The sequence below is a fragment of the Solibacillus sp. FSL R7-0682 genome (genome assembly GCF_038005985.1).
In the GTDB taxonomy this organism is placed as follows: Bacteria; Bacillota; Bacilli; order Bacillales_A; family Planococcaceae; genus Solibacillus.
The window spans coordinates 1462858-1489610 of the sequence record NZ_JBBOUI010000001.1 but is presented as its reverse complement, the minus strand read 5'-3'; the positions used below and the strand labels follow the sequence as shown (position 1 = coordinate 1489610).

General features: G+C 35.2%; 17 protein-coding genes, 1 other RNA gene, 4 pseudogenes and 1 other annotated feature. Of the genes and pseudogenes, 7 read left to right on the top strand and 15 right to left on the bottom strand.

The window, feature by feature from the left end; translation table 11 throughout:
- The first annotated feature begins 55 nt into the window (after positions 1-55).
- Positions 56-340: a hypothetical protein gene (locus tag MKZ17_RS07465; protein ID WP_340723114.1), complete on the top strand. Its 285-nt coding sequence runs from the start codon at positions 56-58 to the stop codon at positions 338-340.
- A 135-nt stretch (positions 341-475) separates the two neighbouring features.
- On the opposite strand, the pseudogene MKZ17_RS07460 reads toward MKZ17_RS07465, so the two are convergent.
- Positions 476-607 (bottom strand): annotated as a pseudogene (locus MKZ17_RS07460) (integrase); the annotation flags it as partial.
- Between the two features lie 165 nt (positions 608-772).
- Between MKZ17_RS07460 and MKZ17_RS07455 the strand changes: the two are divergent.
- Complete coding sequence (locus MKZ17_RS07455) at positions 773-1051, top strand: hypothetical protein (protein ID WP_340723113.1); 279 nt, start codon at positions 773-775, stop codon at positions 1049-1051.
- A gap of 251 nt (positions 1052-1302) precedes the next feature.
- Here MKZ17_RS07455 and ssrS read toward each other — a convergent pair.
- The 3 genes from ssrS to hisS all read right to left on the bottom strand — a co-directional run bounded on the left by ssrS (position 1303) and on the right by hisS (position 4696).
- Positions 1303-1497: non-coding RNA, 6S RNA (ssrS, locus tag MKZ17_RS07450), on the bottom strand.
- Between the two features lie 144 nt (positions 1498-1641).
- A complete protein-coding gene (aspS, locus tag MKZ17_RS07445; RefSeq protein ID WP_340723112.1) occupies positions 1642-3411 on the bottom strand; it encodes an aspartate--tRNA ligase in 1770 nt (589 codons plus the stop codon).
- Between the two features lie 16 nt (positions 3412-3427).
- On the bottom strand, positions 3428-4696 hold the full coding sequence (gene hisS, locus MKZ17_RS07440) for a histidine--tRNA ligase (protein ID WP_340723111.1): 1269 nt from the start codon (positions 4694-4696) through the stop codon (positions 3428-3430).
- Between the two features lie 59 nt (positions 4697-4755).
- Positions 4756-4998: a binding site (T-box leader), on the bottom strand.
- 157 nt (positions 4999-5155) lie between these two features.
- Between hisS and MKZ17_RS07435 the strand changes: the two genes are divergently transcribed.
- Positions 5156-6754: an N-acetylmuramoyl-L-alanine amidase gene (locus MKZ17_RS07435; protein ID WP_340723110.1), complete on the top strand. Its 1599-nt coding sequence runs from the start codon at positions 5156-5158 to the stop codon at positions 6752-6754.
- A 93-nt stretch (positions 6755-6847) separates the two neighbouring features.
- Here the strand turns inward: MKZ17_RS07435 and purU are convergent.
- The 4 genes and pseudogenes from purU to MKZ17_RS07415 all read right to left on the bottom strand — a co-directional run.
- Positions 6848-7687 (bottom strand): annotated as a pseudogene (purU, locus tag MKZ17_RS07430) (formyltetrahydrofolate deformylase); the annotation flags it as partial.
- An 833-nt stretch (positions 7688-8520) separates the two neighbouring features.
- Positions 8521-8616, bottom strand: a pseudogene (locus MKZ17_RS20550) (topology modulation protein); the annotation flags it as partial.
- A gap of 241 nt (positions 8617-8857) precedes the next feature.
- Positions 8858-9368: pseudogene (locus MKZ17_RS07420) on the bottom strand (MepB family protein).
- 54 nt (positions 9369-9422) lie between these two features.
- Positions 9423-9689, bottom strand: coding sequence for a hypothetical protein (locus tag MKZ17_RS07415; RefSeq protein ID WP_340723109.1), 267 nt, complete (start codon positions 9687-9689; stop codon positions 9423-9425).
- 59 nt (positions 9690-9748) lie between these two features.
- Here MKZ17_RS07415 and MKZ17_RS07410 point away from each other — a divergent pair, with 59 nt between their 5' ends.
- The 3 genes from MKZ17_RS07410 to tnpC all read left to right on the top strand — a co-directional run bounded on the left by MKZ17_RS07410 (position 9749) and on the right by tnpC (position 11906).
- On the top strand, positions 9749-9943 hold the full coding sequence (locus MKZ17_RS07410; protein WP_340722996.1) for a hypothetical protein: 195 nt from the start codon (positions 9749-9751) through the stop codon (positions 9941-9943).
- Positions 9940-10293 (top strand): IS66 family insertion sequence element accessory protein TnpB, encoded by a 354-nt coding sequence (tnpB, locus tag MKZ17_RS07405; protein ID WP_340722997.1) that lies wholly within the window; start codon positions 9940-9942, stop codon positions 10291-10293. Before MKZ17_RS07410 ends, tnpB begins: the two co-directional genes overlap by 4 nt.
- Positions 10294-10358: 65 nt before the next feature.
- Positions 10359-11906: an IS66 family transposase gene (gene tnpC, locus MKZ17_RS07400; protein WP_445326942.1), complete on the top strand. Its 1548-nt coding sequence runs from the start codon at positions 10359-10361 to the stop codon at positions 11904-11906.
- Positions 11907-12315: 409 nt separating this feature from the next.
- Here tnpC and MKZ17_RS07395 read toward each other — a convergent pair whose 3' ends face one another.
- The 7 genes from MKZ17_RS07395 to MKZ17_RS07365 form a co-directional block, all read right to left on the bottom strand.
- The gene (locus tag MKZ17_RS07395; RefSeq protein WP_340723108.1) at positions 12316-12780 is read right to left on the bottom strand and encodes a hypothetical protein; all 465 of its coding nucleotides are present in this window, start codon (positions 12778-12780) and stop codon (positions 12316-12318) included.
- Positions 12781-14686: 1906 nt separating this feature from the next.
- Positions 14687-15097 carry a hypothetical protein gene (locus MKZ17_RS07390; protein WP_340723107.1) on the bottom strand — a complete coding sequence of 137 codons (411 nt, stop codon included), beginning with the start codon at positions 15095-15097 and terminating at the stop codon, positions 14687-14689.
- A gap of 14 nt (positions 15098-15111) precedes the next feature.
- Complete coding sequence (locus MKZ17_RS07385) at positions 15112-15885, bottom strand: RHS repeat domain-containing protein (RefSeq protein WP_340723106.1); 774 nt, start codon at positions 15883-15885, stop codon at positions 15112-15114.
- A gap of 261 nt (positions 15886-16146) precedes the next feature.
- Entirely contained in the window at positions 16147-16779 is a 633-nt protein-coding gene (locus MKZ17_RS07380; RefSeq protein WP_340723105.1) for a hypothetical protein, read from the bottom strand.
- An 8-nt stretch (positions 16780-16787) separates the two neighbouring features.
- Complete coding sequence (locus MKZ17_RS07375) at positions 16788-21608, bottom strand: DNRLRE domain-containing protein (RefSeq protein WP_340723104.1); 4821 nt, start codon at positions 21606-21608, stop codon at positions 16788-16790.
- 316 nt (positions 21609-21924) lie between these two features.
- Positions 21925-22497 (bottom strand): GGDEF domain-containing protein, encoded by a 573-nt coding sequence (locus tag MKZ17_RS07370; protein ID WP_340723103.1) that lies wholly within the window; start codon positions 22495-22497, stop codon positions 21925-21927.
- A gap of 236 nt (positions 22498-22733) precedes the next feature.
- On the bottom strand, positions 22734-23345 hold the full coding sequence (locus MKZ17_RS07365; RefSeq protein ID WP_340723102.1) for a histidine phosphatase family protein: 612 nt from the start codon (positions 23343-23345) through the stop codon (positions 22734-22736).
- 1287 nt (positions 23346-24632) lie between these two features.
- Here MKZ17_RS07365 and ltrA point away from each other — a divergent pair.
- Entirely contained in the window at positions 24633-26408 is a 1776-nt protein-coding gene (ltrA, locus tag MKZ17_RS07360; protein ID WP_340723101.1) for a group II intron reverse transcriptase/maturase, read from the top strand.
- Positions 26409-26753 lie beyond the last annotated feature (345 nt).

Here is a 26753-nt window from a genome sequence, read left to right as displayed (position 1 = left end):
TGTGGTAATTTGATTGTGAGAGATTGTGAAGAAACTTGGAAATGGGGTGGATTCAATGGAAAATGTTAAATGGATAAATGGTAGCCATAAAGAGGATAACCGTATTTTTGATTCGGAGTTTGAAGTGGAAGAATGGGCGGAAGCATTATATCCAGATTTTGTTGCCTATTTAAGTGAAATAAATAATGTAGGATATGCAACACCTGACGAAAAGGTAATTAAATATTTAGCATCTCTTTTCCCCCAATGGGCTGATTATATCAATTTGCAAATTGGCGTCTGTACAGGAAAAATAGAAATAGATGGTAAAATAATCTATAAAATATGGACAGTGAAATGATAATTATTTATCACTAATGCAGCAGGTTAGTGCAACAAGAAGTATCTTCAAAATTATAGGTATTTACAGTAGATAGATTAAAAATAATTCCGCCTAAATAAATTAGAAGTGACGCGGCAATTGGGGAAAAAAAGTAACGATTTCTCCAATTCGACAACCAGTAGAAAACATAAATTCAAAAATCGCTCTTTCCATTGGGGAATGACAGGATTCACGAAGATGTTCGATCTCCCGTGCGGTTAAATACTTGGGTATCCGCTTACCTAACAATTATATCCCCCCTAAAAAAGCGATATTAATGGAATTATTACCAATTTAATAGAATAATAGACAAATGGAATGTTTTTACTAACGCAGCAGGTTTGTTTAACAAGCAGCAGGAACGAATTTTTTATCGGGCAAGATAGTTGCAAAGATATGGGGGGAAATTTAATGTTTAAATTTGCGGTGATTTTGGTACACGGATTGATATTCATATTAGCAACTCTTATTGGTTTAGGTGGAGTATTCAACCCTTCTTCACCAGACCCAAGTAGAACATACGAAGTTTGGTTTACAGCTATTGCTATTTTCAATATTCTTGTAGTAGTATCTGTTTTTGTACAATTAAAGATTAAAAAAGTATGGGTGTTTTTAATTACAGTTTTAGGCTTACTTGTTTTATTTTATTTCTTACCACATATAGTGCTTTACATTGAGGGTATTTCATAAAAGATTAATTTTTATTTTGAACTAACGTGGGCTTTAATTGAATATTCGCATCCCGAAATAATCGAACTTTATAATAAAAATCAAACTATATAAAATAAAGAACCAACTGTTTTGAGCAAAATTTGTTTCAAAACAGTTGGTTTCTTTCTATATAAAATTAGCGTTTATAACTTACTTTTAATCGAACTTTATTCCAAAGCTAATAAAAAAATACCCTTTTGCAAATAGCAAAAGGGTAAGACAATAATAGGACGAATCCCAAAAATGCCGTTATGTTACAACATCGTTTGATCCCGCGTTTTATTAGGGGGGTGCCCCAATCGCTGCGTTAAACTTCCCGCTCCATATGGGGCATGTTTGCTTCAGCGGTAATAAGTAGCTCCCAACGATTAATTGTTCGGTCAAAAGTGTAGGTAACAATTACGTAACGAACATCTTAGGATTCGTGTTATGGATATAATACCATCAAATTTCTGAATATTCAATCTAAAAAACATATAATACTATAAAATATTATTATTGTACTATTTTAGTTACAAAAATAGGAAAACGCTAAATCCAGATGGAATTAGCGTCTTCTCACTTTATTACTATTCTTTTGTCGCTGTCACTTTTAAGCTTAATTCTTCTAATTGTGCGTCTGAAACAGCAGATGGTGCAGCTGTCAATAAGCAGCTTGCTGTTGCTGTTTTCGGGAATGCGATTGTATCACGTAAATTTGTACGACCAGCTAGTAACATGACTAAACGGTCAAGTCCCATTGCTAAACCACCGTGTGGAGGAACACCATAGTCGAATGCTTCCAGTAAGAAGCCAAACTGAGCACGTGCTTCTTCTTCAGTAAAGCCTAGTAATTCAAACATTTTTGCTTGTAGTTCTGGCTCGTAAATACGTAATGAACCGCCACCAAGCTCGTAGCCGTTTAATACGATGTCATAAGCTTGCGCACGAACTTCTTTTGGATTTGTATTCATTAACTCTAAATCTTCATCGAAAGGACGTGTGAATGGGTGATGCGCTGCATAATAGCGCCCCTCTGCTTCATCGTATTCGAATAATGGCCAGTCAACAATCCATAAGAACGCAAATTGAGATTCATCAATTAAGCCTAGCTCTTTTCCAAGTTTTAAACGTAATGCCCCTAGTGCATCTGCCACAACAGAAGATTTGTCTGCTACGAATAATAATAAGTCACCCGCCGTTGCTTCAGTCGCCTCGATAATTCCGTTTGCTGCTTCCCCTTCGAAGAATTTTGCAATTGGTCCATTTAAGCCTTCTTCTGTTACTTTTAACCAAGCTAAGCCTTTTGCGCCATAACGCCCTGCATACTCTCCTAATGCATCAATGTCTTTACGAGAGTAGTTTGCAGCTGCTTGCTTAACGTTAATTGCCTTTACTTCGCCACCGTTGGCTACAGCATTAGCAAAAACACCAAATGCAGAATCTTTTACAATGTCAGAAAGCTGCTTTAATTCTAAGCCGAAGCGTACGTCTGGCTTATCAGAACCGAAACGATCCATCGCCTCTTTATAGCTCATACGTGGGAATGGCGCTACAACGTCGATGCCTTTTACATCTTTCATAACTTGCACTAATAAGCGCTCATTCATTTCAATAATTTCATCCATTGATAAGAATGACGTCTCGATATCTACTTGTGTGAATTCTGGCTGACGGTCTGCACGTAAATCTTCATCACGGAAGCATCGAGCGATTTGGAAATACTTCTCAAAGCCACCTACCATTAATAATTGCTTAAATAATTGTGGTGATTGTGGTAACGCATAAAATTCACCATCATGTACTCGAGAAGGAACTAAATAGTCACGTGCACCTTCTGGAGTTGATTTTGTTAAAATCGGTGTTTCTACTTCTAAGAACCCTTCATTTTGTAAAAAGTTACGGATTGTACGTGTTACATCAGAACGTAATTTAAAAGTGTCATACATTACTGGACGACGTAAATCTAAATAACGATATTTTAAACGTAGCTCTTCTGACACTTCTACGTTGTTATCAATGGCGAATGGAGGGTTTTTCGCTTCGTTAATAATTGTTAATGAAGAAGCAGCAATTTCAATTTCACCAGAATTAATATTATTATTAATTTGAGATGGATCACGTAAAACAACTTTACCAGTTACCTCAATTACATACTCATTTCGAATTTTTTCAGCCACTTGTAACGCGTCTTTAGCATGGTCACCAAATACTACTTGTACGATGCCTTCACGGTCACGCATATCAACGAAAATTAATCCACCTAAATCACGGCGTTTTTGCACCCATCCTTTTAATACTACTTCTTGCCCTTCATGTGCAGCCGTTACTAAGCCACACGCATGTGTTCTTTGTGCCATTTCTATTCCTCCAAAACTATTTGTTTTCTAATACGAATTGAACTAAGTGACCAAATTCTACTTTGTTTTGATCGCCTGTTTCCATCGTTTTTACATTCACTACTTGCTCTTCTAACTCTGTCTCACCTAGCACAATGACAAATTTCGCATTGGCACGGTCAGCAGCCTTCATTTGCGCTTTCATTTTGCGGTCTAAATAATCCATCTCCGCAGAAATTCCCTTCGCACGGAATGAGCTTACTAACTCAACTGCCTTTACTTTTGCTTCGTCACCCATTGCAACAACATACATGTCTAAACCATCTTGGATATTTAATGTAACGCCTTCTGCTTCAAGTGCTAATAATAAACGCTCGATTGATAACGCAAAGCCAATCCCTGGCATATCTGGACCACCAACTTCTTCAACAAGCCCGTTGTACCGACCACCGCCACAAAGCGTTGTAATAGCACCAAATCCTGATGAAGTTGACATAATTTCGAACGCAGTGTGATTGTAATAATCTAACCCGCGCACTAAATTTGGATCAACCTCATAAGAAATACCTAACACATCTAAGTAATTTTTCACCTTTGCAAAGTACGTTGCAGAGTCTTCTGTTAAGTAATCCGTTAACGCTGGAGCAGATGACATTAATGGATGCTCACGGTCTACTTTACAGTCTAAAATGCGAAGCGGATTTTTTGCTAAACGCTTTTGACAATCTGAACAAAACTCGCCAATAGATGGTTCGAAGTGATTAATTAATGCTGTGCGGTGTGCATCACGCGTTTCTTTGTCACCTAATGAATTAATTACTAATTTTAAATCCTTTAAGCCGACTGAGCCGTACACGTCCATTGCTAATGCAATAACTTCTGCATCGATTGCTGGATCCGCCGAACCAATTGCCTCAACACCGAATTGTACGAATTGACGGTAACGACCTGCTTGTTGACGTTCATAGCGGAACATTGGACCAGTGTAATAAAGCTTCACTGGTTGATCGACCTGGCCGAACATTTTGTGCTCTACGTATGAACGAACTGCTGAGGCTGTACCTTCTGGGCGTAACGTTAATGAACGTCCACCACGATCTTCAAACGTATACATTTCCTTTTGTACGACGTCCGTTGTTTCACCCACACTTCGTTGGAATAATTCTGTTGATTCAAACATGGGTGTACGAATTTCTTTATAACGATAGTTATTGCATAAATTGCGAATAATTTGTTCTACATGCTGCCATTTTTCCGTTTGTCCCGGTAAAATGTCTTGTGTTCCTCTAGGTACTTTAAAATTCATAAAAAGCACTCCTTTCAATAGTTAGACAATAAAAAAGCTTTCGTCCCTTGCAAATAAATGCAAGGGACGAAAGCTTGTCAATTCTTCCGCGGTTCCACCCTAATTGATATACGTAATGTATATCCTCTCGTACTCGGATAACGGCCGATTCCGTCTTCCCCTACTAACTTTGTCGAAAATTTTCGAGGAAACGCCTCTCAAGTGTTGTTCACGTATTACGTACTGTAGGAAAGATTTCAGCCTATGTCTTTCCCTCTCTTGTCAGCCTTAGCAACCGCTACTTATTTGGTCAATGGCAATGTTACTTGTGTTAAATTAACACTAATCTTAAATTGGTCCTGGTCAGTTGTCAACCATTTTAAAAAAAACGCTATATTTTTTGTCATAAATACTTTTATAATAGTAAGAGATAGATTTATTTTCCATTCAAATCAAAATTTTATTATAAGGGAGGAAACTATGCAATCTAAAAATTGGTCATACATACTCAGTGTAATGCTTCTATTAGCTTCCATTTTTCCTTTTGTCACATCATCGAAAAATGTTTTTGCTGAAGGAGAAGAATTATTCGTAAATGCAGAAATTTTGTATTTACGTGAAGGACCTGGTTTATCATACCCAATTCTTGAAACACTAAAGGATGGGCAGGCTATAACATCGATACATAAAGAAGGAGATTGGCATCAAGTTCGTGTTGGTGAGCTTGAAGGATGGGTGGCTGCCTGGTTAGTCAAAACTTCTGAAAAGAAAGCTGCCGCTTCTACGGAAAAAACAGTAATTTCTCAGGTAGATACGCTAAACTTGCGTGCTGAGCCATCATTATCAGCTGGTATTTTAACAAAAATCCCTTCTGGTAGTGAAGCCCAATTTATTCGCCAAGAGCAGGATTGGATTCAAATTAACTATCAAGGGGCAACCGGCTGGGTTTTTTCTAATTACGTGACGATTAGAGAAGAAACAAAATTGCAAACGCCTACTACACCTAAAGAAGAAAATCAAAAGGACCAAGCTGTTATTCAGGCAGAAAATGATCCGAATATCTTTACTGTTAATGTCAATGCCGTGAACATTCGTAAAAAAGCAGATTTAACGGCCAAAAAAATTGGTGTTGCAACAAAGGGGCAGCAATTCGATGTTATTAGCCGTAATCATAACTGGGTTGAAATCGAATTAGAAAAGGGTAAAAAAGGATGGATTTATAGCTTTTATGGTACCTTTACAAAACAAGGAGAAGACAAAAATACAGATGCCTCTTCGAACAATAGTGGAACGGTAACGATTATTTACAACGGCACAAACTTACGTGAAGACCCTTCAACGGCATCGAATGTCGTAACACGTGCGGATGCTGGACAAAGCTATCCAATCCTTGAAGCGGAAGGTGAATGGTTTAAAGTTGCGGTAAATAATAACGAAACGGCTTATGTTGCGAATTGGGTTGTGACAGAAAATAATAGCTCACAAACAGTTAAGGAGGATAAGGTTGTCGCTTCACGGAAAAAAGGTACATTAAAAGGTGTAACAATCGTGCTTGACGCTGGACATGGCGGCAATGACCGAGGGACAACAGGCGTTCGAGGAACAGACGAAAAGGATATTAATATTATTACTACGGAATTATTAAAATCTAAATTGCAAGCTGCTGGTGCAAATGTCGTGATGACTCGTGAATCCGATGTGTTTGTCGATTTACGAAAACGCGTCGCAATTTCACATCAGCATGGCGCCGATGCATTTATTAGCATTCATTACGATGCAATCGAAGATAGCTCAGTTAATGGCTTCACAACATATTTTACAAATAGCTATCAGCAGGAACTTGCTGAATATGTTCATGCAGGTATTGCATCAAAGGTGAATTTAAAAGACCGTGGTGCACGATTTGGCGATTATTTAGTATTACGTGAAAATCGTCAAAATGCCGTATTACTTGAGCTTGGCTATTTAAGTAATGCTTCTGAGGAACGTGCCATTACAACCGATTACTACCGTGAGCAAGCGACACTCGGTATATATCAAGGCCTACTCAATTATTTTGATGAACAACTTAAAAAATAATAATTGAATCTAACATTTTATAAAAAAGTAAGCCTGTTAGGTAGTGTCATATTGATTCTTCAAATGACACTACCTTTTTATTCACTTTATTTTTCATTGAAAGACAATTGTCTTATTACCTTCTACGATAATTCGGTTTTCTAAATGCCAACGTACTGCTCTTGCTAAGACGCGACGCTCAATTTTTCCGCCAATTTTTTTTAGCGTAGAAATATCATCTCGATGATCTACCCGTTCAACATCCTGCTCAATAATCGGCCCTTCATCAAGTTCATTTGTTACATAGTGGCTTGTAGCACCAATTAATTTTACCCCGCGTTGATGCGCACGACTATATGGATCTGCTCCAATAAATGCAGGTAGAAACGAATGGTGGATGTTAATAATTTGATTTTCAAAATGACTTACAAAGTTCGGTGTTAATATTTGCATATAACGAGCTAAAATTAATAAATCAATGTTATATTCATGCATTAATTTAATTTGCTTTGCCTCTACTTGTAAACGTATATCTTTATTCGCAGGAATATAATAAAACGGTATACCATGGGCTTCTGCGATAGGTCGAGCAAACTCATAATTGCTAATAATTACTGCAATATCCATCTGTAAATCCCCGTTTTGCCATTCCCATAAAAGCTCCATTAAACAGTTTAAATCACTCGAAACAAAAATAGCTGAACGCTGACGAATACTTGGATAATGGAAACGATAGGTCATGTTATACTGTTGTGCAATTTCAGCAAAATCCTTTTCCATTTGTTTTATTTTTTCTGCCGAATTTTCACAATTATAGGCGATGCGAATAAAAAAGATCCCACCTTCTGGATCCGTAGAATATTGACTTGATTCCACAATATTGGCATTATGCTCGAATAAAAATGTCGATAATTTTGATACAATACCAGGCTGATCCGGGCATTTAACTAATAAATGTGTGGTCGTTCTTGTTGTCTGTCCTTCTTTAATAGGCTGAGATTGAGATTGTACAATTGAATTCATCATTTACATGCTCCTTTGCTTTTCTGAAATATTATCTTTTATTTCAGAAAATTCCGCAATAAAAAAATGAACTTTAACCAGATTATTATAAGTGTGGCTTTGAAATACTATTTGATTAAAAGTACCTCTCAAACCTGTATTTCGCGATAAATAAAAAATCAATTTTGAAAAAAGATTTTTCAAAATTGATTCTTAACTAGTCTAGTAGCTTTAATCTAGTTTTCATAAAAAAGTGTGATTATTTCTGTGATTCTAGTTTTGTTGATTATTTTCTTTTTCTAATATTTTTTCGATATCTTCATTACTCAATTTAGTTGATTTTTCTTCAATATTGTATTTCTTCTTCATTAAAAGACCAAGTTCCGAATATAATACCATGCTTTACTGCTAAAAATACTACAATATAAAGTAAAAAACCTAAAAATATAAATGATAATATGTCCATGGAATCCCCTCCTGATCAAATGTAAATTACGCCTAGACTCATTTTTATATAAATATTTGTAGAGTGGCAATGAAATAAGCGCAGATCCTTATTATAGAATCGCGCCCCGATTATTGAATATCGTAATTGAACTAAAGACCCCGTAAGTTAAATAAAAAGGAGAAAAAATCATTGTACTTTTTCTTATAATTGTTGAGCTTCCTTTGGTGATTTTAAAATAATAACTTGTTTATCTTTAGACTTGGTGGAGCCGCTAAAATTTCTGGTTTTTTAGTTTTGGGATAATTCCAAATCCATTTAAAAAAGTCTAAATCAAACCTAGATGATAAACATCTATTTTGAGTTTTTCACCTAATTGCCTTGCTAGTGTGGATTTCCCTGACCCACCTGAACTTATAAGAACAATCCTTTTCATCTGCTCCTCATTATTAAACAATGTCGCCCGATAGTTAAAGTACATTACTGCATAATCTCAATTAAATTTTAACATAAATTTCCAATTTATTCTTGAGTGTTACTCCCTAAAATGGCCCTCTAACGCAAAAAAAAAGAGAATTCCTTTATTCAAGGATAGCGTCCGATTGTTGAAAAAGCTGCTGTATATGCACTCGAAGTGTACAGTAAATATTTGAATGACACAGTTAAAGATATCTAATTTAGAAGGAGTATAATTTTAATAGCTCATGTTTTGATAAACTAGTAGTAGCGTCTATCTTAACAAAATATGGTGATTGCCACTTTTTAGTTGCTATTGCTTGTTTGCTGCTGGGAGTATCCCAACTAGGATAAACTCTAATAGCCATTTTCCCTTTTGAATAAGCAGTTTTAAGGATGTTTTGTTTTAATAGAACTTCTTTTGGAAAAACAAATTGGCCAAAATCACCTTTATTATTAAAAGTGTTTATTACAAGTAAATCAGTGGTATGATCATATGAGAATGCTTGGTTTTTATTAGCTTCATCCTTTTCCCAAAAGGAAACAAATGGTCCTACCTTGGTAGGTGTTATTTTTGCAGTTCTAAATCTAACTGATTTAGAATTCAACTGAAATATTCCAGCCCCCGTAATCAGAGTTTTGAGTTTCCTCTCGGATGTTTTTTATAGTTAAATGATTAGGTTCATAAAGTATTTCATTTACATATTTTAATGTATTATTAAATTCATTCATGGTTTTACTCCTTATCTAATTACTACGAGTACCAGTATATCACCTGCGGATTTGTTACCGTAATTGCTCTTCAAATATGACAGAATAAATGGTTGAGCCTGCAATTTTCGGCTTAAATTTAAATGTCAAAGCGTTTGATTCTCCAGAATTCATAAATGGACTGTGGTAGACTAAATAGCCTGAGCGATCTAGTACGAAATGTTGACTTCTCAGTTCAGTAACTAATTGCTGAAATTCGTGGTTTACGCACATTGTCAGTTCTGCGTTAATTCTTAATTCATTCATGTTGTTTAACTGTAAGCCCGTAATCAAATAACGCATATAAAGCGCTAGGCACCTCCGGTACGATAGACGTATCAATCAAAGGAGGTGCCATTCTTATGCCCGCAAACAAATTGACCATTGTTCCCGTCAAACTTGATCCTCTTCCAACTGAAGCTTCTTCGTTTCATTCTTCTCAATACAATGCTGCACCAGGTTGTGTGATTAAAACCGCTGTAGCTGAAATAGCTTTCTTCAATGGCGTAGATGAACGCATCATCCAAACTATTATGAAGGAGCTGAAAAATCGATGAAGCGTGATTTTACGAGCGTACAAAACATCTATATTATTTGCGGGAAGACCGATATGCGCAAAGGCATCGATGGTCTCGCAACGCTGGTTCAAGATTCTTTCGAATTAGATCCGTATAGCGATTCTATTTTTCTCTTTTCAGGATGGAGTAAGGACCGCTATAAATGTTTGTATTTTGATGGAGATGGCTTTGCCATGCTTTACAAACGATTGGATAATGGTAAGCTTCAATGGCCAAAAGATGAAAATGAGGTGCGAAGCCTTTCACAACAGGAACTGCGCTGGTTATTAGAAGGATTATCTTTACAACAGCCGAAGGCCATTGCGAAATCTGCAAAAGGTGTCTTTTAACTACATCATCAATAGTGGTATAATTACCCATATATAAAATTGGACGGAATGTGGTGAACGATTTGATGCCTGTTAATCAAAAGCAAGAAGAACAAAACGAACGTATTATTCGATTACTTGAGCAACAACTAGCTCAGTCAAATCGACAAATAGAAGCCTTAACAGAGCAAGTTCGCCAATTAACAAAAGCGTTATATGGCTCTAAATCGGAGAAAGCCAAGTATCAAGCTCCTGATGGACAAGTCTCTTTATTTGAAGACGATCCGTCTTTTAATGAACCTGAGCAGACAGAAGAACAAAGCACCGATACGGTTAGTTATACGGTTACTCGTAAAAAGACAAATAAAAAACGAAATGATTCGTTTCGTGAGGATATTGAAATTGAAGAAATTCATCATCACCCAGCCAACTTAGCTTGTGAGTGTTGTCAGGGGGAAATGGTAGAATTCAGTTCTACGTTGATACGTGAAGAGGCGAAATTCATTCCAGCTTCCCTGAAGCGCGTGCAGCATTTTGAACATGTGTATGAGTGTAAATTGTGTAAAAACGATGCCCTACGAAAAGCTCAAATTAAACGTGGTAAAGCACCACAAGGTGCTATCCAAAGAAGCATTGCTGGCCCAACTGTTTTGGCCAAGCTTATCTACGATAAGTTTATTCAGTACTTGCCTCTTTACCGTCAGGTAAATGAATGGGAACGCCATGGCCTACATACAAACGATAAAAATCTTTCCAATTGGGTAATACGTGTGGCAGAAGATTGGCTTCAACCACTTTATGATTTGATGAAGCAGCTATTAACGGCAAAGTCTGTACTGCATATCGACGAAACCTATGCACAAATAATCAAGCGTTCTGATGGAAAGCCAGCTCAATCAAACGCTTTTAATTGGGTATGTCGCAGTGTACAAAGTGAAGGCCCTATTATCGTTTTATTTAAGAGTGCTCTTTCTCGAGGGCGAGCTATATTAGAAGATTTAATTAAGGGATTCAAAGGCACTGTCATCTGTGATGGGTATTCAGCTTATGGTCAATTACCGCACGTTCAATTCGCCAACTGTTGGGCGCATGTACGCCGTTATTGGCTAAAAGCCGATAGTAAGAATGGCCGAATAGGCGTGCAATATTGCGATCGGTTGTTTCATATCGAGCGTCAAATCAAACATCTTTCAGCGGAAGAGCGCGTGAAAGCTCGTCAACAAGAAGCAAAACCGATTGTCGATGAATTTTTCGATTGGATTGATCGTTCGCCTTTCTTCGGCAAAAATGCTATTGCGAAAGCAGCTGAATATACATTAAGCCGTTCATCTGAGTTAAAAGTTTTCCTTGAAAATGGGGACGTTGCTATTGATAATAATCCCGCTGAAAATGCGATTCGTCCAAATGTCATTGGTCGCAAAAACTGGCTTTTCTCTGTGAGTGAAGCAGGTGCGAAAGCGAATGCCATTTGTTTAAGTTTGGCCGAAACAGCCAAAGCAAACGGAATTGATTTTTATCAGTATCTGGTAAAGCTGATGACGGAATTACCTAATGTCCCGTTTCATCAGCAACCAGAGATTTTACATAATTACATGCCTTGGTCGGAAAATATTCAAGCCACATGTGCAAAATAGCCAGCTATCTGAAAAAAATTTCAGATAGCTGGCCGATCGTCGTGCGTACCGTGAAGGTGCGCTATTTTTTTTATATTTCGGGCTTACGTTTAACTCCTTTAAGTTCATTAATGTATAGTGATAAAAAGAAGTTTTTTAAATTTCCATTTCGGACCAAAACAAAAAAAGCCCCCGGAAATTGATAATTGTTAAAAGTGTAAAATAGCTACAAATAGTGTAGGTTCATTTACATTTTTAATTGTTATCAACCCGGAGGCTGTGTGAGTTATGTATGGTTAGCGTATGACACAATCCGTTAATCGAAGAAAAAGGACAACGGTGTGTCTACAAGTAGAAAATAGAAAATAAAAAACTTAATGTATTGATTTTAACAGACTATACTGTGTAGTTGCAATAAAAATTAAGCATTCTAAATCCCATAGCTTAAATATTTTTCTAACGGTGTCTTATCCTCATTCAATAAAGTTTCAAATTCTTCCTGTGTAATATCGTATTGCCAATAACCGTCTTCTAATGTTTCTATCCATGAAGTTGGTAACACTTCGTCTCTATTTTTGTCCGTATAATGCACATGAATAACTCGATTTTCTTCTTCCTTTTTAAGGATTTTTTTAAATCTTAGGTTTCGAATACTATCTTCAAAATCGTCGTCATATGGAACAAAGGTATACATTACTTTCAATAAGTAAACATAAAACTCGTTATATGGTTCCTTCTCCATAATTCCTGTGGTTTTACTGCGAATAAACTGAAATTGGAATCCTTCGATAGCGTCTTTTCCCCCAGAAGAATAACTTGCCCTATCCAGTTTAATGCCTAATTTTGAAATACGGTCAACAAATAGGACGAGGTTTTCTTGGATTTTCTCGGTCATAATATCGCCCCCTATTCTTCTACTTGGACCTTTATTGCCTAATTTCATATCGCCCTAATTTTATGGTAATCTAACATTTTTTACAATAACTATTGTTGACTTGGAATAAAGTTTGATTAAAACACAGCTATAAATGATGTTTCTTATAGAAAATTAAAGCCCCTATTTTTCATAACTGTATAGGGCTTCTCGTCATTTCGAAAACCGAATATTCAATTAAAGCCCCCGTTAGCCATCCATGTAGCGCAAAAAAATAGCGCTACAACCACAGAGGATGAAAATGTGTGCAGAACGGGTAATGGATGCTACGGCTGGATAAAAGACCACAATTTTAATCAGAGTGAACATACTTTGTCTTTAAATACAGTGAAAATAGAAGAATAACATAGTTTTAATGATGATGTAGAAATATTCTCTACGAAATTTGATGATTTATTGAAGAATTTTAAATAGCGATTAGTAAAAACAGTGTCGATTTAGATGGCCAATTATTAGGGGGAAGTAAAATAACTTAATTAATTTGTTGATTTAGGAACTAACAAAATAGGTTAACGATTGGGGAAATTATTCGTTCTGCACGAACCAATAATAAAATGACTTTTCTCTAATAGAACAAGTGGCATCAGGAAAAGAATTAAAGCTGACTGTTAAAGATTAATGAAAAAAGGCTATCAAGTTACTCACTTGATAGCCTTTTACAGTGTTGAAAAACAAATCAGTCAATGAAATCCCGTTGAACTTAATGGTGTCTTTTATATATTAATGTAATAAATACAAAATAGTAAAAAATACATAATTTTACAAATTTTATATGGTTTTATAAAAGGTGTGCTATTATTTATTTATAATAAATTTTAAATAGAGGGATATTGGGTGAATTCTCATTTTATTTAAATTAGGGGTGTAAAAATGAAACGTATAAATTGGTTATATTTAATAATATTTGCTGTGATCATTGGGATAATCTATTTTAGTCTTTCTTTTAATAAAACTGATAAACAAGATCTAGTATATCAAGAAGAAGATATTTCTATGTTTAAACATAGAGACTTTTCCATTTGAAAACCTGCCCTTTTTCAACTTATCTTCTCACCTCTGTAAAATAATACATCATAGTTCATTAACATCCTCAAAAAGTGCAAAAAACTACCGAAACAGCTCTAAACGTTGATTTAAAGCCATTTCGGTAGTTCATAAAATCCGTATTTATCTGAACTTTATTATTTTAACTTGCAAGGTTATACTCGACGCCATTAACCCAGTAACGTTTAAAGAGTGGTCGAGTATGTAAATGTTATCCATGTACAATACCTGTTCGACAACCTTTGCGTAAGAATCGTGGAAACAAATAGATAAATAGAACCGTATTCATTGCAAAAAAAATCCTACGCAAGATTTTCACTTACATAGGACTTCCCTTTCACTAACATCATTGTATTTATAATAATTGTAGTGAATTGTTTGTGTACCCGGTACAGGTCACTAAGAAATAGCCTCAGCTAAAGAGGATTATCTTTTGTTCCCGTTTATTTATTAAACTTTATAATCAATCCTATTAGGATAATGACTAACATTATTATCATTGATAGTTTATTTATTTTAATCAATACTTGCACATCATTTTCGTTTTTTTCATAATCTCTCTTTTTTTCATAAACGTTATTTTTTCTATAAAGTGAAAACATATTATAGAACCAAACTATTGATAATATAACGATTAAAATTTTCATATAAATCATATTTTCTTAATTGCTTGTGCACCTGGTGCAGGCCACTTTTTACCATTCATAAATGTCACATTCGCATACTCAAAAGAAAATATACGTCGATCACCTTTACCGGATTTCTTTACAATACTATTGTTCGTGCACCCGGTGCAGAAAACCACAGGACACTAACATGCTTTTTATTTTAAATTTATATTCAGTAAAGTCTGAGTATTTTCTAAATAATTAATCTCACATTGAAAAATGCCTTCTTCTAATTCCGGAAATTTCCCCATTTCTGCTTCTACTGAGATGTTATCTACGTTTACTTGAATTAGGTTATATTCGCCAAACCTCCCACCAATATTTTCTAAAAATACAATTTCACAAGTTCCGTTTATAGTAGCTATATTTTCTTTATTTAAATCAATTGTATCTAGTATTGAATAATAACTTGCGTATGACAATGCAACAAATAATGCACCTAATATAGTTACAGAAATTGCAAAATCTTCATGTTCTCTTTTCTTTCTAATCATATAAATTAGAATGTATAAAGTAACAAGAGTCCCTAATATTAAGAACAATGTTGTATAGGTAAATTCGTTCATCATTTCACTCACTTTTATTTATATTTTCTATATAATTTATTAACTTCCGATTTCACCATATACCAAATGGCATTTGATTCGGGTCTAACTATCGCTAAGATTTGATTTTCAGTAAAACCCTTAACACTTAATTTATTTAGACCTTTAATATTCCCTAATAAATATGTGATCCCCGCAAAATGCCCAGCAAAAAAACTTGATGTAATCTTTGATTTAACACCGGCCAATTTCATTAAATGATTAGGAAGACCTATTCCGATCATACCAAGTGCAAAGCCTTTCACAGTTTTTAAAGCAACAGTCTTCTTATTAACATACGATTTATATTTTTTCTTCCCATACTTAGCTATCAAACCGGCATAATATCCTATAATCTCTAAAATAGATCCTATTGCTCCACCAATTAGAATCTGAGCCCATTCCCCATCCGGATCCACAAACATCACCGGGTTATTCTTCGCATAATTATACCCATTCAGCGTAATCGGATTCATTGTATCCCCCCGTACAGGATCTAGTGATAGAAACACCCCTGTATCCGGGTTGTAATATCGCGCCATTAAATAATAAAGCTTCGTTTCCTCGTCATATCGATAGCCAGCGTAGCGGTAGGGATTTTCCTCTGCTAGATTTACTTTAGCTTTCTCATCTAAATCTTCTTGCGTTAAAATATTGCCCCATGCATCATATGTGTACTCAGCGACGATTGTCCCGCTTTCATCTGTTAAGGCGAGCACGTCCCCTCGGTAGTTTGTTAGATAGTAGTAAGTTACACTATCGTACGTCATTGTTAGAGGATGCCCGTTATCGTCATATGTGTAGGATTTTGTTATCTTGCCACTTGCATCTTCCTCGAATATTACGTGATTACTTGTCCCGTCATAACGATCGTATGTTTCTGTGCTATCAACAAAAGTTTGAGAAGTTGCAGAAACAATGCAAACGAATGAGGCAGAAAAATGAAATGAAATTTAAGAAATAAGTGGAGGTAAAAAACGAGTAACATGAAGAGATATCCTCTGTGTTACTCGTTCCATCAATGAAGTATTTTACATTTCATTATCATTATATTTATAATTTAAGTATAACGTATTGGTAAAGTTTTTAATTTCATTCTCATTTTCAAAATTATAACTTACCCAATCTGTAATAATATCAATATCTACAGTAGATACCCATTGTTCAAAAAGTTTATTAGAGTCCTTGTCTATTTCATCGAGGTTATAACCTAGTACCATAATACCATAGCTTCTATCAGCCCATATAGCCCATTTTTTTGAAATAGGAAAAATAGCAATGACATTAGAATTATATATTATCGCATCTGCTTTACTACCTGGTAAATGGAAATCAAGCACACTTTGATAATCCTCAGCAGAAAATTCTATCGGTATTTTAACAGTATTAAAAAAATTAAAATATTTAAAATGATATTCAATTGGATCTGGGTCAATTACAGAAATAATAATAGAAGAGTCACCTGTAATATTATTTAATTTTTTTGTAAAGTTCCAAAATTCATCATACATTAGCCATTCAAATTCGTTAAATTTATAATTTGAAAACTGTGAAGAAAAAACATTTTCAGGTAAACTTTTATTTAATTTAAATATTTTTTCTATAAAATTTGAAATTTCATTAAAGTCCTTTTTGTTATGAATAAATAAGTCGCTTATTAACATATTTTAACCTACTTTTTTAATCTTATTTTTAGGGTTATTTTTTCACCTTTTGGTGTGAAATCAACCGATGGACCGCCTGTACTTTTTGCATTATCTCTTACAACGTACTTATTCCCAGCTTTTGTGAATATACTTGTTTTTCCATCTTTTGAAACAGATTTAGACCAACCATCTTTTACTAAATTCCTTTCAAATTGTTTCCTCGTTAAATTAGTGGTTATATTTACCATTCTACTACCACTTTTGGTTACATTCACATATTTAGTTAAATATCTCATGTTTTTCAAATGTTTATATAAATCATATGAAACTTTAATTGCTTTATAAACCCCTATGCCTACAGGAATTAATTGTGCAAACTCACCATCCGGATCCACATTCATCACCGGATTATTATTCGCATAATTATAACCATTCATTGTAATCGGGGTCAGGGTATCGCCACGTACAGGATCTAGTGATAGAAACACCCCTGTATCCGGGTTGTAATATCGCGCCATTAAATAATAAAGCTTCGTTTCCTCGTCATATCGATAGCCAGCGTAGCGGTAGGGATTTTCCTCTGCTAGATTTACTTTAGCTTTCTCATCTAAATCTTCTTGCGTTAAAATATTGCCCAATGCATCATATGTGTACTCAGCGACGATTGTCCCGCTTTCATCTGTTAAGGCGAGCACGTCCCCTCGGTAGTTTGTTAGATAGTAGTAAGTTACACTATCGTACGTCATTGTTAGAGGATGCCCGTTATCGTCATATGTGTAGGATTTTGTTATCTTGCCGCTTGCATCTTCCTCGAATATTACGTGATTACTTGTCCCGTCATAACGATAGAACGTTTCTTTACTATCAACGTTACTATATATACGGCGACCGTTTTCATCGTATTTATATGTTGCTACCATTGCGCCAGCTAATGTTTTCACTTGTGTTAATTGATCAAATGCATTCCACACGTATTCATAACGCCCGTCATTTGTCACATTGCCGTTGACATAGACTGAATTGCTACTTGCACCGGCTGTTGTCATTTGGTTGGCATCGTTATACTTATATTCCGTTTTTGTAGTAACACCATTTTGCGTGATTGACTTCGACAAACGATTTCCTACATTATCGTAAGTGTAATCGATCGTTACGCCATTGCTCAAGTGCTCTTGCTTTAATTGATTTAATGCATCATAGGAATACGTAACTGTCCCTGCATTGCTTGTGACCTGTGTGATTTGCTTATTCGCATCATAGTCATACGTATGTGTATCGCTTTTATTCGTTGTTTTAAATGTTTGTGATTTTAGTAATGTCTCATTTCCAATATAGTCATTGGTAACCGACGCCCCGTTATCGAGTGTAGTCGTTTTTGGTAAACCATTGGCATTCAGTGTAAAGTTGGCAATTGTTTTTTCGTTTAAAGATAGGCTCTTTGTTTGTCCATTTTCATCTGGTGTATAGTTGATTGTATTTGTACCAAACTGAATCGTTTCTAATGATTCTTCATTTTTATAACCGTACGTAATAGCATTGTTTTTAGGCGCGCTAAAGTCAATACGCTGTAACAAGCCGTTTTCTGATTCCGTGTATGTGACCATTTGATTATTTAACGTATGGTTCGTCACCGTTGTGATTAAACTATCTTTTTTAGTTGTGAATTGATTGACATTGTTAATTTTCACAACTGACGTTTGTGTTTCTTCATCATTCGTATATCCAATGACAGCTCTATCCGCCTTGACTACCTCGGTTAATTCACCATCAGCATTATAGTGATATTTTGTTATCTTTCCTTCTGCATTTTTCTCTTCTTTCACTGCATTTTGTTCATTATAACCTAAGTTTATTTGTTTGCCAGCAGCATTTGTAACTGTTACTAAATTCCCGTTCCCATCATATTTGTAGTTTGTTATCCCATTAGCGTCTGTTACTTTGATTAATTCATTTTTTAAATTGTAATCATACGTCGTTAGTTGATTTTTTCCATCTTTATAAGATGTCATATTGCCATTAAAATCAGTAATCGTTTCCGTCGTAATACCTAATTCAACGTCTGTATGCACAGTCCGTTTTTGATCCTTTGAATAATCATTGTCAAATGAATTTATTTTCCCTGAAGGGTACGTAATGGACTTTAAATCGCCCCGTGTATCATATGCAAAGGAAGTTTTTTCCCCCTTTGGTGACGTCGTTGTTTTTAAATTGCCATTTTCATACGTATTGGTCGTTATTTGATTTTTAGCATCCGTATGCTTTAAAACATTACTAAATTGATCATACATAAATGACTCACTTACACCTTTTGAGTCTGTTGTGCTTAACACATTCTCTTTTGAATCATAATTATAATCTTTCTTGTATGAAGAGCCATCTGCATAACCTACCGTTTCAGTTAACACATTATAAGTATTCTTATCTAACTTATAAGTTGTTGTTTCACCTGATGCATCGATTATTTTTTCCGCAACGTAGTTATCATTCAATTCATATTGTGTAATGGAACCTTCCGGGCTTGTAACCGTCATCACTTGAGGAATGGTTGTTCGATTTAATGCATAATTGGTAATGGAAGTTACTTGTCCTTCCAAAGATGGTTCTGTTACAGAAATTAGATCCCACTCATTATTATATTCGTAAAGCATCGTTTTTTGATTACTATCGATGATTTTTGTTAATTGTCCATTCATCGTATAATAGAATGAGGTAGCTGTTGTCGTAGTTGCATCTTTTTTCACAACTACTCTTATTAAATTCCCATCTGTATAGGCGTAGGTAATCTCTTGATTATTTAAGTTAATTTTTGAAATAAGCCCGTCTGCATCATAATCAAATGTCAGTTGAGTCCCTAAATTCGTTGTAATGAAAGTAAGCTGATTCACCGTATTGTATGAATACGTAATGGTATTGCTGTTTCGATCTGATTGTGTCGTTATATACGCTACTTTTACATCTGTATCCGTTGAATTTTCTCTTACTGTAAATGTAGATGTATAACCCGTTTGCGTTGTTAACTTATAACTGGTCGCATCCACTTTTTCTAAACGATCATAATTGCCAGCTGGGGCAACATAGTTGTTTCCGTCCCATTTAAACACATGGACCGTCCCATCTGCATCCTTATAATCAATATCGCTACCATTTGTCCCGAGATAAAGCTTTTGAGAACCTGTAAAGCTCCACCCATAACCGAAATCTGATTTTTCAAAATCTTTACTATTATACGTTCTTGTAAAATCTAATCCGAAATCTGCATAGTTGAATAAACTGAAATCGGTATATTGGATGATATTATTATTTGTGCCTAAATTGACGTAATTGGATCCATTTGAAAGATTATGTGACGCATAATCCCAATAGCCTTCTAAGCCTAGTCGGTTCGGTGTTTTAAATGTGACCACGAGCTTCGGTTTATAAGCAAGGGGATTTGTTGTGCTTTCACTACTAATGAATTTTTTATAAATCAACGTACCTTCTGTTGTACTCTTTAGTAGTACACCTAAATTCGTATTTGAATTGACAACCCAATCTCTTACTAAATCTGTAGGAAGTGCCCATCTTTTTAACCCGTCTTCTACCTTACTCGGAACGGAAGAAATACCATTAACTGTTGAAAGTGCTGCTGTATTGTAATCCCCACCTACAGCTGTCCATTTACCAGCTGTCGCATAGTTATTCCATGTTGCTGTATTTTCATCCCATGAACGCTTCATTGAATGCAAGCTTAAATCAATCGGATTTGGTGAATTGCTAGAAGATAAATACAAATTTAAATCAGCAGATAAAATCACACTATATTTTGGAATTGGTGAAACATCAAATTTCATTAAGCTGCGCACAATATTACCATCAGTTGCCGTGCCAGTCCCCAATTCTGTATCATTTCCGCCTGTTTGCGTTGGGAAATTTTTACGAATCGTTGTATCAACCATTTTTGAGTTTCCTTGGATACGTATAATCGTTGGATCAATGACAATTGGAAATTGACGTTCTTCCCCCTGTAGCCAAGCTGAATCCGGGATTAAATCGATCCATAAGGAATTGTTTTCTTTACGTGTTTGAAGCGTAATATCATAGGATTTTGCTTCTTCTGGGATTGCTTCTATCCCATCAATCGATTGGAATCCTGAAGGTTTAAATGCATCATACATAAACGGTGCCTCTATGACATAAATCATTTCACCAGTTGCTGCATCCTTCAAATAGATTTGATTGTTGATTTGTTCATAGCTCATATTTTCCAGTGATAATTGATACGAAAAGCTTTGTGGCAAACCATTCTCAGGCTTTTTATCAATAATAATATCTTCTTTTACAAAGTTTTCTCCAACTGAGTATGTAGTCGAAATATTTTCAAAAACATCCGTGTACTGAATTTGATTCTCTGTAGCAACCCCTATAACCTCATTGGCAAGTATTACTTCACCATTTTGTTCAATTTCCTTTAAGCCCATATCGAGGGTATATTGGTTCTCTGTCACTTGTACATGATTCGTGTCATCTTCTAATTTTTCATCAAACGTGACAACAAAGTTATTGTCCTTATTTTTGAACTGGCCTTTCCCATTGACCTTTTGCTTTTGAAGTTCATTATCAATTTCCTTCCAGCTGCCATTATTCCCTTTAAAATGAATCGGTGCCTCATAGATTTCTGTTGAAAAGGTACCGTCATGATTGTTATACGTTTTTGAGGTTTCTGTACGTGCCTCTAACACTTCTATTTTTTCTAGTACATTTTTTGTGGATGGTTGTTTATTACCACTTGCACTTGCAAAATTCCCAAAAGGAATAAACCCAATGAACATTGTCAAAACGATCATTTGAGCTACTATTTTCTTAAGCAAATTTATTTCCTCCTATAATTTATTGACTTTAAAACCTTTTCAATTCTACATTTTATTACTTAAAAGTAAAAATGCCGAACTGTTTATAATAAATAACACATTTAGGAAATAAATATACCAAAAGACTCATATGTGCCCCTAAAGGAACCCCCCGTGGGACTTGCTCTCAAGCGATTTAGGTGTCCATTGTTCAATTAAACTGCTCCGTTAAAAGTTCAATAAGATCATTGGGTTGCATATGCAACTCAATGATCTTCAAATTGGAATGGCAGCAGATTTAGACAACTTTTATAAGGTGGTTAGGGATATTCGTAGTTTAACTATCTTCTTCACGAATAGTCACTTTATTTTTACCTGTTCTTTTAGAGATATACATACGTTCATCCGCCAATTTAATAGTATCTAGCTCTAATCTTGGACGATACACCTTCGAAATTTCCTCCGAATTGGCAACACCTAAACTCATTGTGACTCCCACTTCTTTTTCTACGGCTGCTCGGAATTGTTCAGTTAATTTTGCTGTATCTTCTAAATTCGCCATAACGACACCCACAACTTCTTCTCCACCATATCGGAATGCTGTACCTTGTTTTTTCTTTAATACGTTTTTGAAAACGGATGCCACTTTGATTAACACTTCGTCACCATACTCATGGCCTTTTGTATCATTTAAATTTTTGAAGTTATCAATGTCACCAAAGATAACAGAGACTGGTTGCTTTTCTACAAGTTGAGCGGATTTTTTCAATAAGTAGCCTTTGTTAAAGAGTTTCGTTAGCGGGTCGGTCATTGAGTAAGTACCCACATTTTTTAATAAACCAATTAATCGGTCCATATAGCGTAGCATTTCATAGAGCATTAAACATAGTAATGCTAACGAATAAATCATAGCGAATGCACTAGTTTTAAAAAGCTGTAATTTTGATTTACTGCTCAATTTGCATGAAGTAAGTAAACATTACCACTTGAAGATGATAACTGACGAAGACACAATTCCTTGTACAAGAATTGCGCCCGATTGTTGAAAATCAAATATCATTAGTTTTCTCGTTCACGATCTTTCATAGAAAGGAATATTCGATCTCAAAATATAAAGTTTTTTTACTGATATTAAACAGAATTTCATTAATAAAGATCATCATACTTTGAACAGAATCTTTCTATCTGCTTATCCGATAGCTTAAAGAATGTATTCTGAGATACCTCTAAAACTAATGATTGTTCTTTTGTTAAACCTAGATATAAACCTCTTATTATTCTTCCAGTAAGTCCATGTGACATCACTATTACTTTTTCTTTATTTCGTATAGAATGTAGCCATCCTGATACTCTCTCTATAACTGCATCATAACTTTCTCCATTAGGAGAATTAAAATACCAGTTGTAATTATTAGTGTTTTTCATGAGTTCTGGCCAATACTTTTCAATTTCTTTTATGGTTAAACCAGCCCATTTACCCACAGAGACTTCTTTTAATCTGTTGTCCGTAATTACTTTACTTTTATCGAAACCTAAAATTCCACATATTATATCTGTACTTTGTTGTGCTCTTCCTAATGGACTGGAAATAAACTCCCACTCCCTAGGGTTGTCTATAAGCATTTTTAGGATTTTAGCATTATTTTCTACTTGTTCAATGCCGTTGGAAGTTAGTGTTGAATCAAGTTCTCCCTGATAACACCCTTTTACATTTAATTCGGTTTCTCCATGTCTAAGTAAATAAATGGTTTGTTTCAAGGGCCTAACCTCCAAAGATTTAGAATCTGATTCCTATTCTTAAATAAATTAAACAACCACTAGTCTAATATTAAACTAAAGCCCACCTGTAAAATTGCAATTTTGCCAATAACTAACTCGGTCTCATAAGGATCGAGTGTTAGGGGGTTATCCGTTAAGGGGCAAAAAAAAGTGAAATTTTCTTAGTTCAAATTCTGCTTATTTTGGCTGTTAAGCTATCCGTTACTTGTACATTTCTTAAAATATATTAGCATATAACATAAATGTTTGCTCCAAAATCTGGCTCTATAATTGAATAAAGCACTTTTCTTATTTCCGTAGTGTTTTATTAATAAATTAGTTAATAATAAAACACTACATACTTTACGCGAAAGTGTATAAAAAATAATTATTATTTAGTATTTTGGAGAACTTAGAGCAAAACCAATATAATAAAATGATTAGTTGTGGACTGTTATAAAACTTTATACAACAATCGGGCCATATTGTTGGTGCGACACGTTCTTAGCTTAAATGAGATGTGGTTAACACAATCTCGGTAAAGGCTAGGCAATTTATATTAAATTGAAGGATATTATCAAGGAGTCGAATGATGAGGTAACGCTCTGAAAGGCTCCCCTTGCGTCGAATAGCACGCTGTTTAGTAAGGAAAAGTGTGTTATAAGCTCGGCTAATAGGCGCAAGAATTTACCGTAACAGTTTGGCTGACGAAATCCTACCCGATGGGGTGGTGTAAATCATAGTGCTTGGGTTGAACGAATAAGGTGAGAATGCAACATAATAGGATAATAAACTACTTTGCTGACGAACCTCTGAATGTACGGGTCTAGAATGGCAATACATAGAAATGTGTATATCACTAAATGTGAGGTTAGCTATGGATGAGTAAGAATCAACAATATAAAAGTCCATCTTGTGTTACAGGCACATGCAATGCTAACAGGCTCATAGGAGGCACCTAAGCTTGTTCCATAATAGTTAATATTCAACGTGGTAAGCTGATAACGTGGAGAGCTTACTCTCGATGAAACGTTGGAAAGGAAAATAATCGTGAGATTAGCGAATATATAACTTTCCTTTATATCAGTGAAAGTGGTGGCACAGTACCGTTGAAGCGTGTAATGAACGTGGAGGGATCGCCACTAGATTAATACAAGATTTATTCACCATGAAAGGCAGTTCTTCAACGATTAATAAGGTTCTTGTGAGACTAATAGAGGTTCAGCTCCAAAAGGAGCCACCGACTTGTTAAAACGAAAGAAACTGAGACATAACGAGTACTATGACATGCAAAAACAATTTGATATGTTATATGCTCGCAGTGTTGATGGTCAAAATTTTTATGATTTATTAGATATAATACAATCACGTGAAAACATTCAATTAGCGTACCGTAATATCAAGAAAAATACGGGTAGTAAAACGGCTGGGTTTGATGGCCAAACAATTGAAGATATTAAGCAATTACAAATATGTGAAGTTGTATCAACGATACAGAAGATGTTTGCACTCTATCGCCCCCAAGCAGTACGACGTGTATTTATTCCGAAGGCAAATGGGAAAACACGTCCACTAGGTATCCCGACAATCTGGGATAGGTTATTTCAACAGTGTATTTTACAAGTATTAGAGCCAATTTGTGAGGCAAGATTCTATAAACATAGCTATGGTTTCAGACCAAATCGCAGTACACATCATGCTAAGGCACGTTTCGAAACATTGATAAATCGAGCGTGTCTATATCATTGTGTAGACGTTGATATTAAAGGATTTTTTGACAATGTTAATCATTCAAAACTGCTTAAACAATTGTGGACAATGGGTATTCGGGATAAAGCTCTTCTTTCCATTATTTCTCGCCTTTTAAAAGCAGAAATCTTAGCTGAAGGTTTTCCAACAAAAGGAACGCCTCAAGGCGGAATACTATCACCACTCCTATCGAACATTGTACTAAATGAACTTGATTGGTGGGTTAGTAATCAATGGGAAAACTTTGAAACAAAGAAGGCTTATAAAAACAAGGCGAATATGAATCAGGCATTAAAGAAATCGAACTTAAAACATTGCTATATTGTGAGGTATGCTGATGATTTTAAAATCATCTGTCGTACACGTTCACAAGCAATACGAATGTTTTATGCAGTTAAAGATTTTCTCTCTACACGTTTGCATTTAGAAATTAGCGAAGAGAAATCGAAAGTTGTGAATCTGAAGAAAAATTCTTCCGAATTTCTAGGCTTTCGTATAAAAGCTCATCCTAAGAAAACAACGAAGCGTAACCTATATGTTGCGCATTCACATATGACCAAGAAGGCTCTAAACAATGCACAAATAAAATTGAAAAAAGCCGCAAAGACAATACAAAAACATCAATGTATTGAAAATGTTTGGCGATTTAATACAGTTGTCATGGGTATTCAAAACTATTACGCCGCAGCGTCACACATAACAGATGATCTAACTGAGCTGAACTACCGTATCCATAGAACGCTACACAATCGTTTAAAAGGCATTAGAAAAGAAGCGACGTCTCAAGACCTCACGAAATCTTTACGAAAAAGGTATAACGGATATGAATGCAAGTTTTACAAAATTAAAGAAATGGCACTCGCTCCAATTCATGCCCAACGTTGCCGAATAAACCTAAACTTCTCACAAACCATCTGTAACTATACTACCGAAGGTAGAAATAAGATTCATCATGATTTAAGAGCTATTAATAAACACACTCTTACTGCCGTGATGAAACAATTTATTCCTCAACGCTCCATTGAATATAATGATAATCGTATCAGTCGATTTATTGCGCAATATGGAAAGTGTGCAGTAACTGGTACTGTACTTAGCTTTAATGACTGGCACTGCCATCACAAAACACCATATTATTTATCGCAGGATGATTCCTATGGTAACTTAACCATTGTACATGAATCAGTTCATAGACTAATTCACCTTAAAGACCTCGAGAAAATTCAAGTACTCATGAAAGTACTTCAACTAGATAAAAAGCAACTAATGAAAGTAAATGAATTGCGTGAGCAATGTCTGAACGAAGCAATCTAATTCCACATTACATCTTGTCCTTACATAAAAATCGAATGAATTGAATTAATTGGAACGCCGTATGCTGGGAAACTCGCACGTACGGTGTGAAGTGGGGGAAAAGCTGGAGATAACGTCAAAGGCTTACCTATCACTATTATAACATTTTTCTGGGGGATTGTTAGAACGGGTGCAGATTTATAAAGTTATGCGATTTGCTATACAAGTTTTTATGCAAATTAAAGAACAACCCCAGCAAGTATAAATGCTGCTGTATCAATTTGTTGCACCATTTGTATAAAAGGCTGTATAACCAATATTCCTCGCAAAAAGAGACAAACGTTGATTTATGAACTGCACCCCGTC